The sequence below is a fragment of the Larkinella rosea genome (genome assembly GCF_003858635.1).
Classification (GTDB): domain Bacteria; phylum Bacteroidota; class Bacteroidia; order Cytophagales; family Spirosomataceae; genus Larkinella; species Larkinella rosea.
In genome coordinates this window covers 1,300,531-1,313,010 of record NZ_RQJO01000007.1, presented here as the reverse complement: position 1 = coordinate 1,313,010, position 12,480 = coordinate 1,300,531, and the positions used below count along the sequence as shown (strand labels likewise).

Sequence of the window (12,480 nt, the reverse complement as noted above, 5' to 3'; positions counted from 1 at the left end):
AGTCAGGGCCGTTAGCCGTATCGACGGCCCGGCGATGACTGGGTTATTCCTAAACCTTCCTAACTCGTATGACGCTCGGACTTGAATCGATCGACTACCTAATCTTCCTGGTCTATTTTGTAATCGTGGCCGTCTACGGCTATTGGGTTTACACGCACAAGGGCAAGCAAACCGCCGACTCGAAGGACTTCTTTCTGGCCGAAGGTTCGCTGACGTGGTGGGCCATCGGCGCGTCGATCATTGCGTCCAACATCTCGGCGGAGCAGTTTATCGGCATGAGCGGGCAGGCGTTTCAGCTCGGTCTGGCGATTTCGGTATACGAACTGGTGGGCGGTTTTTCACTCATCATCATCGCAATTTACTTCCTGCCGATGTACATCAAGAACCGGATTTACACCATGCCGCAGTTTCTGCAAAACCGCTACGACGGACGGCTGGCGACGATCATGGCGGTTTTCTGGCTTTTTCTGTATATTCTCGTCAACCTGACGTCCATTATTTACCTGGGTGCGTTGAGTCTGGAAAAAATGACTGGTTTTGGATTTATGAGCTGCGCGGTTTTCCTGACGGTTTTTGCGGTTTTCATTACGTTGGGTGGAATGAAAGTAATCGGGTATACGGATGTCATTCAGGTCGTTTGTCTGGTCGTTGGCGGTTTGGCCACAACGTATTTAGCCCTCGATTTGCTGTCCGATAAAGTCGGAACCGGAGCGGGTGTTTTTGAAGGCCTGGGCCTGATTCGTGAGAAAGCCGATAGTCATTTGCACATGATTTTCAGCAAGGGACAATACCAGGTGTATGACGGGAAAGGCGGTTTTACGGACGCCTATAGCCAGTTACCCGGTTTTATGATGTTTGTGATCGGCGGGCAGTGGATCGTGAATTTCAATTATTTTGGCTGCAATCAATACATTACCCAGCGTGCGCTCGGGGCCAATTTGAGCACGGCCCGCAATGGTTTGCTGTTTGCCTCGTTCCTGAAAATCATGATGCCATTTATTGTCGTATTGCCCGGACTGGCGGCTTATGTCCTGTTTCAGGAAAATGCCGATCCGGCCATTGTTCGGGGGATTACGGAAGGGGGCGTAATTAAGCCCGACAATTCGTACCCGGTTTTGCTCAATCTGCTGCCGTCGGGTTTGAAAGGCATGGCGTTTGCCGCGCTGACGGCGGCCATTGTGGCCTCGCTGGCCGGAAAAGCCAACAGCATTTCGACCATTTACATGCTCGACATCCACCAGAAATTCTTCAACAAAAACCTGACCGAAAAACAAACCGTCTGGCGCGGTCGGGTTGCCATCGTGGTTTCATTCGTCATTGCACTGGCGATCAGTCCATTCCTGAAAAATCTGGGACAAGGGTTTGAGTATATTCAGGAATACACCGGTTTTATCTCGCCGGGTATTCTTGCCATTTTCCTGCTCGGTTTTTTCTGGAAAAAAGCCACCTCGAATGGGGCGCTGGCGGCCGCGTTGCTGAGTATTCCGCTTTCGACTTTTCTGAAATTCAACGCGCCGGACATTCCCTTCCTCAACCGCATGGGGCTGGTTTTCTGGGCGTGCGTCATTTTGCAAGTGGTGATCAGTCTGGCCGAATCCAAAGGGAACGATTCGCCGAAAGCGTTCGCGGTGGAAGCCAACTGGTTCCGGGTTTCAAAACCGTTCCTGATTGGTGCAGTCATCATTACCTGCCTCGTTTTATTGGTATTTTCGGTATTTTATTAACGTACCCACGGACTTTAGTCCGTGATTTTTTAATTTGAAGTCATCTATCAATTGAGAATTTCACGGACTAAAGTCCGTGGGTACGTAAAATGGAAATTGTATACGATCAGCACGAAAAACATTTCGTGGCCCTGGACTGCATTATTTTTGGATTTGACCAGCAGGAACTTCAACTGTTGCTGATTAAACGGGGATTTGAACCTGAAAAAGGCAATTGGTCGCTCATGGGCGGTTTTCTGAAGAACGACGAAAGCGTCGATGAAGGCGCCGAACGGATTCTGGAAACGTTGACCGGTTTGACTGGGGTATACATGGAACAATTGTATGCCTACGGCGAAGTTCGTCGCGATCCGGTGGCCCGCACGCTGTCGATTGCTTACTACGCCCTCATTCGTACCGATCAGTACAACAAGGAGCTTGCCGATTCGCACAATGCGAAGTGGTTTCCGGTTTCGCAAAAACCGGACCTGATTTTCGATCACAACGACATGGTGGAGAAAGCGCTGGTGCGACTCCGGCGCCGGGCGCGAACGCAACCGATTGGGTTTGAGCTGTTACCCGAAAAATTCACGATTCCCCAGCTCCGCAGCCTGTACGAAGCGATCAACAACCAGCCGCTCGACCACCGCAATTTCAGCAAGCGGCTCAATTCGATGGAATGGTTGGTGAAACTCAACGAAAAAGACAAAACCTCCTCCCGAAAAGGTGCTTTCTACTACCAGTTCGATCCAAATATCTACCAGAAACTGGTGCAGGAGGGAAGTAGTTTTGATTTGAAATGAAAGCGGTTTTCGCTGGGCCGACGTTTCGGAGGCTGACGCATACTAATAAAAACGTTGGCAAGAATGCATCAGCCACCGAAACGTCGGCCCAGCGAAAACCGTACACTGAAAACCACTAACATTTTTGTACCTTTCTGCCTAAACCTTCGACCCATGGATCAGCGCATTATCAACCTATTCGACGAGTACACACACGTTCCGCTGAAGCGGGATGTTTTTCTGCAACGACTGGCCAAACTGACGGGCAGCATGACTGCGGCCCTGGCGGTTTTATCGACGCTGGAACTGAATTATGCGCACGCGCAAACGGTTGCCAGTCAGGACGATCGGATTCTGACCGAACGGGTGACATACCCGGGTTCCGACACCACCATGAAAGGCTATCTGGCGCGTCCGAAAGCAAATGGAAAGTACGGATCGGTGGTGGTGATTCACGAAAACCGGGGTCTGAATCCGCACATTGAGGACGTTACCCGACGACTGGCCCTCGCCGGATTTCTGGCGATGGCCCCCGATGCGTTATCGGCCGCCGGAGGAACGCCGACCGACGAAACCCAAATGCGGGAACTGTTCGGAAAACTGGACGCGGAAAAAACGAAGCAGAATTTTCTGAAAGGGCTGGATTACCTCAAAAGTCGCCCCGACAGTAACGGCAAGCTCGGTTGTGTCGGTTTTTGCTGGGGTGGAGCGATGGCGAATCAATTAGCCGTTAATTATCCGGATCTGAAAGCGGCTGTTCCGTTTTACGGTCGCCAGCCCGAAGCTGCGGATGTGCCGAAAATCAAAGCCGCGATGTTGTTACACTACGGCGGCATGGATGAGCGGATTAACGCCGGGATTCCGGCTTACGAAGAAGCCCTCAAAAAAGCGAATGTGCCGTATAAACTGTACGTCTACGAAGGAGCACAACACGCCTTCCACAACGACACCGCCGGTCCGCGCTACAACGAAGCCGCAGCCAAACTAGCCTGGGACCGCACGATTGCGTTGTTCAAGGAGAAACTGGCGTGAAAAAGAGAATGAAGAATGTAAAATGATGAACGCCAAATGTTAAAGTGAAAGCTAAACTCTCAACTCACTTTAACATTTGGCGTTCATTATTTTACATTCTTCATTCTCACTTACATCCGCAGCGCTTTCAATTCCCGCACAGCGAAATCGGCGGCTCGGGCGGAGAGGGCCATGTAGGTCAGCGAGGGGTTGACGCAGGCCGAGGAGGTCATGCAGGCACCGTCGGTAACGAACACGTTTTTGACCGCGTGAATCTGGTTGTTGCCGTTGAGCACCGACGTTTTCGGGTCTCGGCCCATGCGGGCGGTTCCCATTTCGTGAACGGCCTGACCCAGAACCGAGCCCTGATCGTAGGGTTTTACATTGATCAAACCGGCTTTTTCGAGCATTTCCTGCGCGTCGTTGATCATATCGACCCGCATTTTCTTCTCATTTTCGCCAATTTCGGCATCAAAGGCCAGCATCGGCATGCCCCATTTATCCGGTTTGCTTTTGTCGAGATACATGCGGTTTTTGAATTCGGGCAACTGCTCGCCAAAACCGGTTAGCCCCATGTTCCAAAGCCCCGGTTTAGTCAGTTCCTCTTTCAGTGAAGGTCCAAAAGACAGTTCGGCTACGTGATGCTGCCAGCCCTGCCGACCCCCTCCGCCCTGGTACCCAAAACCGCGTAAATAATCCCGCTTGTCGGCTCCGATGTTGCGGTAGCGGGGAATGTAAATACCGTTTGCCCGACGCCCGTAGTAATACCGGTCCTGCCCGCCTTCCCATTGGCCCGTTGCGCCAATCCGGAAATGGTGGTCCATCAGGTTGTGCCCCAACTGACCCGAATCGTTGCCCATGCCGTTTGGAAACCGGTCGGACACGGAGTTCATGAGCAGGGCCGTGGAAGCCATCGCACTGGCGCACACAAAAATGAGTTTGGCAAAATACTCCCGGTTTTCCAGCGTCTCCGCGTCTTTGATCCGAACGCCCGATGCCCGCTGTTTTTTGGAATCGTACATGATTTCCGTCACCACGGAATGGGGGCGGAGGGTCAGCCGACCGGTTTTAACGGCGGGCGGCAATGTACAGGATTGCGTGCTGAAATACCCTCCATACGGGCATCCCCGAATGCACTGATTCCGATACTGGCAAGCTGTGCGACCCGTTTCGACATGCACTTTCTGTGCTTCCGATAAATTGGCAGTCCGACCGATGGTCATAATGCGGCCCGGAAAATTTTTCTCAATCCGCTTGCGCACTTCTTTTTCCACCAGGTACATATCCATCGGTGGCAGAAATTCGCTGTCGGGAAGCTGCGGTAAGCCGAGTTTTTCGCCCGAAATCCCCGCAATTTTTTCGACGTACGAATACCAGGGTGCGATGTCTTTGTAGCGGATGGGCCAGTCAACACCGATGCCTTCTTTCGCATTGGCTTCGAAATCAATATCGCTAAATCGGTACGACTGCCGGCCCCACATGATGGATTTTCCGCCCACTATCGACGGACGCAGCCACCGAAACGGTTTGTCCTGTCGGTAGGAAGTCTCCTGTCCGGGCATCCAGTAGGTCGGAACGGTTAAGGCTGATCCCAACGGAGTTTGCGAATATTTGGGAGCCAGGTCGCCCAGCCGGACGTTTTCAGGCATTTCCCAGGGCGCTTTCAGGGCTTCGGTGTAACCCGTCACGTGCTCCAGCGGACGCCCCCGCTCCAGCATCAATACCCGTAATCCTTTTTCCGTCAGCTCTTTAGCCGCCCATCCGCCACTTACCCCCGATCCGATCACGATGGCATCGTAGGTCATGTCTTTTACGGCGTCGATATTCAGATTCATAATTTTTTCCGTTCGAATTAATAGAGGTTCGTTTTTATGTCAATAAAACCGGTTTCCGGTCCATCGTTTAGATTTGTAATTAACCCATTGATCGGCAATCCATTGAGTAAGACAAAAGACGATAAACCAGAACCTTTAAACGATTAAATCGCCCAAACTTTCTGCCCCGGTTTTAACGGAATATCGCCCTGGAAACGGCCGGGGATGGGGAGATATTCCGCCACTTTGGTGGCTCCGAGTTCCGAGGTGAAGAAGCCCACAATTGTTAGTTCGCGTATGTTCTGGAAAAATTGCTTTTCCCGCTGAGTCAATTGTCGAACAATCTCCGTCTGTTGCGTGGGGTCTAATTCCGAAAATGCTTTTCCATAAGCTGTCCGGCTGAAGGCGTCGGTTTGCTGCAATCCTTTCTGAAACGTTTCCTGCTGGGCCGGAACCGTGCAATGTCCGATGACATACTCAATGAACCGATCGACACCGGCGGCTTTGGCACCGGGCGTGTCGGTGGCCGGAAGAATGACTTCAGCCAGGTCAGCGATCATTTTTTGCTGATCGGCCGCAAAAACCAGCGGAACTCCCGCACTTGTTTCACCCCGCAAAGCCGCCTGCACCGGCAGCGAAAGGGTGGTACCAACCAGCAGGGCGAGCCGTTGCAACGCTTCCCGACGGGGAATAAATGAAGTGGACATCGATAGGATCGGTTTTATAAATAGTTGGTAAAAAGCAAGATGAAGGTTTAATCGGTAAAGCAATTAGGGAGTACGGTTTACTCATGCAGGAAATGCGTAAAAAAAATGAGAAAAAAGATGTCAGAGGTGAGTATTTGTTGATTGGCTTTGGGATAATAGCGTAGGATACAGGCAAGATGGATTCGGATTTTTTATGGATGACAGAAATACAGTTTTTCAGTGGTTGTTGGAAAATCCCCGGTTTGTAGCCTGGGCGGTGGGTGATGCACCCGATCAGGATGACTATTGGCAGAATTGGCAACAGGAAAACCCGTCACGGCCGGAAATTCTGGAACACGCCCGCCAAACGATCAAAACCATTGAAGGAAATCCGGTTAATCTCCCGGACGATCAGGTAACCGCTAAAATCCGGCAGGCATTGGCGGAGGCCCGGCGACAGGAAAAACGGCTTGAGTCCTTTAAAACCATTCATCCATTTGGACGAAGCTGGTGGAATCTGGCCGCTTCCATTGCGCTCCTGATGGGCTTAAGCTGGTCATTTTATAGCTTGTTCAATGAAAAAACCGCAACGGAAAAACCGGCTCAGCCTACTACTCTGCCCAAAGAAATCAGCGCGTTGGATAGGGTAGTGAATAACAGTTCAGCTCCGAAACACGTCCTGTTGCCGGATGGCAGCTCGGTCGTTCTGCGAAAAAACAGTCAGCTCCATTACGCAAAAGTATTTACTGGCGATAAACGCGAAGTTTATCTGTCGGGCGAAGCGTTTTTTGAAGTCTCCAAAAATCCCCAAAAACCGTTCTTTGTTATCGCGAATGGGTTGATTACCAAAGTGTTGGGTACCAGTTTTAGCGTAAAAGCGTATGGCAGTGAGGGACGGGTGATTGTGGTTGTCAAAACCGGCAAGGTATCCGTGTTTGCGCAGAACGACCGACAGGCCGAAACGTTGCGCAGTAACCGCGAACTGGCCGGCATGGTCCTGATGCCAAATCAGCAGGCAACGTTCGAACGGAACGAAACCCGCCTGGTGAAAACGCAGGTCGGCACGCCGGTTTTGCTGGATATGCCGATCGAAAACCAGCAATTCGATTACAATGCCACCCCGGTTTCGAAGGTGTTCGCCAATCTGGAAAAGGCATATGGCGTTGATATTGTTTTTGACGAAGACATAATGGCGCGGTGCAGCATCACGGCCACACTCGGCGATGAGCCATTATTGAAAAAAATGCAATGGATCTGTACAATTCTGGAAGCCACCTATGAGGTTCGTGGACAACAGATTTTTATAACCGGCAAAGCTTGCTAGTTTCTCCGTTTACGGGTTTCAGTTTACGGTTGCTGATGCATGACTAAGGAGTGCATTGATTCTGACTGAAAATCATATTGCTGTAAACCGAATACCGTAAACCGAAAACAGAATACCGAAAACCTATTCCTAACCCTTAACTTTTAACCCCTGCCAATCTCTATGCGATAACTCCGAAGTACAAAAAAAGGTGAACGATGTTCCAGCATCATTCACCCGAATTACAGTCCCGCTGCAGTTGACGTTCAAACAACTTATCCTGAAGAGGATACGGGAGAGATTTTGCCAATTTTTCACAACCAGCAAAACGGTCAAAAGTATGAAAAAATACGTACCCTCGCATGAAGCCCTGCGAATAATTATGAGAATCAGCCTCCTACAACTTGCCGTCATGGTGGCGTTTACGGATCTCGCGGTGGCCTATCACGGCCACGCGCAGGACGTACTCAGTCGCCGGATTTCGGTCCAGATTCAGGATCAGAAAATCGGGACAGTGCTCGAAAAAATCAGTAAGTTATCGGACGTGCGGTTTATGTACAGCCCGGAGCTGATTCAGTCGGAGCGGACGGTTTCGTTAGTGGCTAAAAACCGAAAACTCGAATTGATTCTCAGTGAATTACTGACTCCTTTAAAAATAAGTTACGAGATCGCCGGAAACCAGATTTTGCTGAAGCGAATGATTACTACCGGACAACGAGTGGAGGGACCAGATATCACCGTCGAGACCACCGTTCTGGCGTATAACGTGACCGGGAGGGTCATCGACAACGTTGGGGGCGTTATTGCCGGAGCAACGGTTTTGCTGAAAGGAAGCACCAACACCGGCACAGCGACGGATGGCAACGGGCGATTTACGCTGAACGTTCCCGACGGCAATCACACGCTCGTGATTTCGTCCATCGGCTTTATTTCCAGAGAAGTGGCCATCAGCAACCAAACCTCGTCACTTGAAATCAGTCTTCAGGCCGACATTAAATCCCTGAATGAAGTGGTCGTGGTAGGCTACGGAACGCAGAAAAAGAGCGATGTGACCGGTTCGCTGGCGTCGATTGCCGTCGATGATTTTAAGGAACAGCCCGTTACGCGCCTGGATCAGATTCTTCAAGGCCGGGTTGCGGGAGTACAGGTGACCAATGCTTCCGGTTCGCCGGGGGGGGATGTTCGGATCCGCATCCGGGGCGCCAACTCGATCAACGGTGATAACAGCCCATTGTATGTGGTGGACGGTTTTGTGGGCGCTGATTTCAACAACATCAACCCGGACGATATTGCCTCTCTGGAGGTGTTGAAAGACGCGTCGGCTACGGCGATTTACGGAAGCCGGGGCGCCAACGGAGTGATCATCATCACGACCAAAACCGGGAAGAAAGGAAGCATGCAGGTGAACTTCGGCACCCGGTTTTCGTCCTCGCAGGTGCTGAAGAAAATGGATATGCTGAATGCGGTCGATTACGCCGAGGTGGTGAATGCGCGGGCTGCCGTGGGTAACTCAAACCCGGTTTTTACGCAGGCTCAGATCGACGGGTTTCGGCAAAATGGCGGTACCGACTGGCAAAATGAAGTGTTGCGCAAAGCCGGAGGGCAGGAATATCAGTTGGGGATTTCGGGCGGAAACGACAAAACGACGTACCTGATTTCGTCCAATTACCTGAATCAGAACGGGATTGTAAATAATTCGGATTTTAAACGATATACCATCCGTTCGAACATTGCGTCGCAGGTTTCCGATAAGTTTTCGGTTCGGCTGAATTTTCTGGGTACCCGTCGCGAAAACCACAATACCAGTGGTACCGGATCGCGGGGTGGTGCGCTGGGACAGGCATTTGCGTGGTCACCGACTACGCCGATTCGCGACGCGAAAGGGCAATATACCTACCGTGATCCGGTTGGCTCGATCTTCGAAAACCCCGTTGCGCTCACGACCGACGCCGATAACCGGACAAACCGGACCAGCGTAAACCTCGTCGGTGGCCTGCGGTATGAATTTATTCCGGGACTTTCGCTGGATGTGCAATACGGTGTCAACTACATCAACCAGCAGGACAAAACGTTTTCCGGACCGATCATTTCCAGTATGTTGCCACGGGCGGGCCGCAGTTCGGGCGAGCAAATTACGTTGCAAAGTACGAATGCGCTGAATTACAAGCGGTTATTTAATAAAATTCACAGCCTGGAAATTACCGGCGTTTTTGAAACCCAGAAGCAAACCGGGGAGTCGTTTTACGCCAATGCGACCAACCTGACGTATCCGGCACAATCGTACAACAACCTCGCCCTGGCCGCGTCCAATCTGATTGGTTCGGGCTATTCGCGCTGGAGTTTGATGTCGTATCTGGGCCGGGTCAACTACGCATTGAAGGACCGGTATCTGCTGTCGGCCACGGTTCGGCGCGACGGTTCGTCCAAATTCCAGGGCGACAACAAGTTCAGTGTTTTTCCATCGGTGGCGCTGGGCTGGCGGCTGACGGAGGAGAATTTCATGAAAAGCCAGCGGATTTTCAGCAATCTGAAGTTGCGCGGAAGCTGGGGGTTGACGGGTAATCAGGCCATTAATCCGTACGGAACGCTTTCGACTTACATCACGAACGTCGATGATGCGGGCGTAGCCTTTACATCCGGTTATTTTACCAACGGCATAACGAACGGGATCATTCTGGGAAATCCGGGCAATCCGAACCTGAAATGGGAAACCACTGAGCAGCTTAACCTCGGAACGGACATGGAATTTCTGAATGGCAAAATTTCGCTTTCGGCCGATTATTTCGTGAAAAACACCCGCGATTTGCTGTTGAGCCAACCCCTGCCAGCATACATTGGGGGCAACAGCATTCTGCGAAACGTGGGTGAAGTGCAAAATAAAGGCTGGGAAATTGCAGTGGAAGCGACGCCGGTGACCGGGAAAAACTTTAGTTGGAATACGTCAGTCAATGTCGCGCTGGTCAATAATAAAGTGGTTCGGCTCGGTTCGGCGAAGGACACCATTTTTGCGGCAACGGAATTTGTGCTGATTCCCGGGCAAACGATGGCGGCTTTCTGGGGGCTGAATTACCTCGGAACCTGGAAACCGGGGGAAGCCGATCAGGCCGCCCGCTACGGCAATAAACCGGGCGATGCGCACTACCAGGATCTGAACAACGACGGCGTAATTGGTCCGAAGGATTACCAGATTATCGGAAACGGAATGCCGAAAACGACGCTGGGATGGAATAATACATTCAACTACAAAGGATTATCGCTGAATATTTTCTTCCAGGGTGTGTTTGGGTTTGACAAATTGAACTACACCTATGCCGCCGGAATCGTGGGAAGTACCGATGTTCGTCAGCCGACCTATGCTGCCATTAAAGACCGCTACATTCCGGGTGTGAATGAAACTTCGGACATTCCGGCGTTCAGCAATGCGAAGGAAAATTACCTGACCCAGACGAGCCGGTTTCTGGAAAAAGGCGATTTCGTTCGGCTGAAAAACATCAGTCTGGCGTATTCGATTCCGAAATCGCTGCTCAAAAACATCGGAACGGTTCGGGTATTTGTAAGTGGTACCAATCTGCTGACATTCACGAAATACAAGGGCATCGATCCGGAATCGACTTCCAACTCAGTGGGTGATGTGGTGCAGAACATCGACCACGGTTCCTACCCGAACGCCAAGACGATTACGGCCGGTTTAAATGTGACCTTTTAATCCATTATCGATACGATCATGAAAAAATTGACTATACTATTTCTCGTTGCCGTGCTGACGGGCTGCTCCAATTTTCTGGAAGAGGAACCGAAAGGGCAGGTAGTTGGAACCAACGCCATTGCCGATGTGGCTGGTTTGGAATCGGCACTAACCGGCACCTACAAAGGCTTGCTGCGCACCTGGGCGCGCGGTTTTCTAACCTCGGCCATTCAGGCATACGTCATGGGTGGCGATGATGTTTCGACCATTGCGGGGGGTAACAAGTGGGATTTTCGCGAGTTCGATCAGTTCGATGTAACGCCGGCTAATCCGCGGATGGTCCAGATCTGGAGTGGAACCTACAAAACCATTCAAGGGGCCAACAACATCATCGAGAATTACAAAACCGTAACCGGCGATAAGGCTACCATTGATGCCATTGTGGGCGAGGCTTATTTCCTGCGGGCATTAAGTTATTACTGGCTGGTTCGGGGTTACGGCAATATTCCGTTGATCACGACGGCGCAATTCTCTAATGATCAGCTTAGTATCCAGAAAAGTCCTCCGGCGGAGGTGTATAAACTGATTGAAGCCGATTTGCTGGAAGCCGAAAAACTGGTTCCAAATACCAAACGCGCGCCGGGTCGTCCGAACAAAGGGTCAGTGAAAGCGATGATGGCGGATGTGTACCTCACCGAAGCAGGCTGGCCCCTGAAGGTAACGGCTAATTATGCCAAAGCGGCCGCGAAAGCGAAGGAAGTAATCGACGGAAAGGCCACTTACGGTTTTGATCTGGTGCCGGATCTGGCCACGTTGTGGTCGGGAACGGCCTCGGCGGTCGGGACGAAAGAGGAAGTGTTTGCCTTCCAGACCTCAGCTAATTTCGGTGGTTCCACGAATTCGTTCTACGGCTTGCCCGCAACGCCCGGCGACGAAAACGGCTGGGACGATTATTTGGCCGAGATCAATTTCTTCAACCGGTTTCCCGCCGGTAAACGCAAGGATGTTACCTTTCATACGGTGTTTACGAAACCCGACGGCACGAAAATTACGTGGCAGAATAGCCTGTCGAAGCATCCGTATTACGCCAAATTCCGGCTGGCCGATAATACCCAGTTCTCGTCGTCGCAACCGGTTCACATGATTCGCTATGCTCACGTTCTGCTGGTGTATGCCGAAGCTCAGGCCCGCGCCGACGGAACGCCGAACGCGCAGGCATATGAAGCCGTCAATGCCATTCGCACGCGTGCGGGCTTACCGGTTCTGGCGGCTGGAATGACGGGTGCAAATTTTGCCAACGCCGTGGTGGACGAACGTGCCTGGGAATTTGCCGGTGAGTGGACCCGCTGGTTCGATCTGATCCGGCTGGAAAAAGTGGAAGAAGCCAACGCTACCAAAGCCCCCGATGACCTGAAACCGACCGGTGCCATTTCCAAAACCGATTACTGGTATCCAATCCCCATCGGCGACGCGAATATCAATTCGAATTTATAAGC

At 51.5% G+C, this 12,480-nt stretch carries 8 protein-coding genes; 6 read left to right on the top strand and 2 right to left on the bottom strand.

Annotation, left to right across the window (positions count from 1 at the left end):
- Positions 1 to 68: 68 nt before the first annotated feature.
- The 3 genes from EHT25_RS05550 to EHT25_RS05540 all read left to right on the top strand — a co-directional run bounded on the left by EHT25_RS05550 (position 69) and on the right by EHT25_RS05540 (position 3,517).
- The gene (locus EHT25_RS05550; RefSeq protein WP_124871838.1) at positions 69 to 1,724 is read left to right on the top strand and encodes a sodium/sugar symporter; all 1,656 of its coding nucleotides are present in this window, start codon (positions 69 to 71) and stop codon (positions 1,722 to 1,724) included.
- A gap of 89 nt (positions 1,725 to 1,813) precedes the next feature.
- Positions 1,814 to 2,506: an NUDIX hydrolase gene (locus EHT25_RS05545; protein ID WP_124871835.1), complete on the top strand. Its 693-nt coding sequence runs from the start codon at positions 1,814 to 1,816 to the stop codon at positions 2,504 to 2,506.
- 153 nt (positions 2,507 to 2,659) lie between these two features.
- Positions 2,660 to 3,517 (top strand): dienelactone hydrolase family protein, encoded by an 858-nt coding sequence (locus tag EHT25_RS05540; protein ID WP_124871831.1) that lies wholly within the window; start codon positions 2,660 to 2,662, stop codon positions 3,515 to 3,517.
- A 110-nt stretch (positions 3,518 to 3,627) separates the two neighbouring features.
- On the opposite strand, the gene EHT25_RS05535 is transcribed toward EHT25_RS05540, so the two are convergent.
- Both EHT25_RS05535 and EHT25_RS05530 read right to left on the bottom strand, forming a co-directional pair.
- Positions 3,628 to 5,331, bottom strand: a complete 1,704-nt coding sequence (locus tag EHT25_RS05535) for a GMC oxidoreductase (RefSeq protein ID WP_124871829.1) — start codon at positions 5,329 to 5,331, stop codon at positions 3,628 to 3,630.
- A 143-nt stretch (positions 5,332 to 5,474) separates the two neighbouring features.
- Positions 5,475 to 6,017, bottom strand: coding sequence for a gluconate 2-dehydrogenase subunit 3 family protein (locus tag EHT25_RS05530; RefSeq protein ID WP_124871827.1), 543 nt, complete (start codon positions 6,015 to 6,017; stop codon positions 5,475 to 5,477).
- A gap of 193 nt (positions 6,018 to 6,210) precedes the next feature.
- Between EHT25_RS05530 and EHT25_RS05525 the strand changes: the two genes are divergently transcribed.
- The 3 genes from EHT25_RS05525 (at position 6,211) to EHT25_RS05515 (ending at position 12,478) form a co-directional block, all read left to right on the top strand.
- Entirely contained in the window at positions 6,211 to 7,320 is a 1,110-nt protein-coding gene (locus EHT25_RS05525) for a FecR family protein (RefSeq protein ID WP_124871824.1), read from the top strand.
- Between the two features lie 319 nt (positions 7,321 to 7,639).
- Positions 7,640 to 11,005, top strand: coding sequence for a TonB-dependent receptor (locus EHT25_RS05520; RefSeq protein ID WP_229311444.1), 3,366 nt, complete (start codon positions 7,640 to 7,642; stop codon positions 11,003 to 11,005).
- A gap of 18 nt (positions 11,006 to 11,023) precedes the next feature.
- On the top strand, positions 11,024 to 12,478 hold the full coding sequence (locus EHT25_RS05515; RefSeq protein WP_124871821.1) for a RagB/SusD family nutrient uptake outer membrane protein: 1,455 nt from the start codon (positions 11,024 to 11,026) through the stop codon (positions 12,476 to 12,478).
- The last annotated feature ends 2 nt before the right edge of the window (positions 12,479 to 12,480 follow it).

Bases quoted from the DNA above. Each gene is read 5' to 3' on its own strand.
- EHT25_RS05530 (WP_124871827.1), bottom strand. From the start codon at position 6,017: ATGTCCACTTCATTTATTCCCCGTCGGGAAGCGTTGCAACGGCTCGCC.
- EHT25_RS05520 (WP_229311444.1), top strand. From the start codon at position 7,640: ATGAAAAAATACGTACCCTCGCATGAAGCCCTGCGAATAATTATGAGA.
- EHT25_RS05540 (WP_124871831.1), top strand. From the start codon at position 2,660: ATGGATCAGCGCATTATCAACCTATTCGACGAGTACACACACGTTCCG.
- EHT25_RS05545 (WP_124871835.1), top strand. From the start codon at position 1,814: ATGGAAATTGTATACGATCAGCACGAAAAACATTTCGTGGCCCTGGAC.
- EHT25_RS05535 (WP_124871829.1), bottom strand. From the start codon at position 5,331: ATGAATCTGAATATCGACGCCGTAAAAGACATGACCTACGATGCCATC.
- EHT25_RS05515 (WP_124871821.1), top strand. From the start codon at position 11,024: ATGAAAAAATTGACTATACTATTTCTCGTTGCCGTGCTGACGGGCTGC.
- EHT25_RS05550 (WP_124871838.1), top strand. From the start codon at position 69: ATGACGCTCGGACTTGAATCGATCGACTACCTAATCTTCCTGGTCTAT.
- EHT25_RS05525 (WP_124871824.1), top strand. From the start codon at position 6,211: ATGGATGACAGAAATACAGTTTTTCAGTGGTTGTTGGAAAATCCCCGG.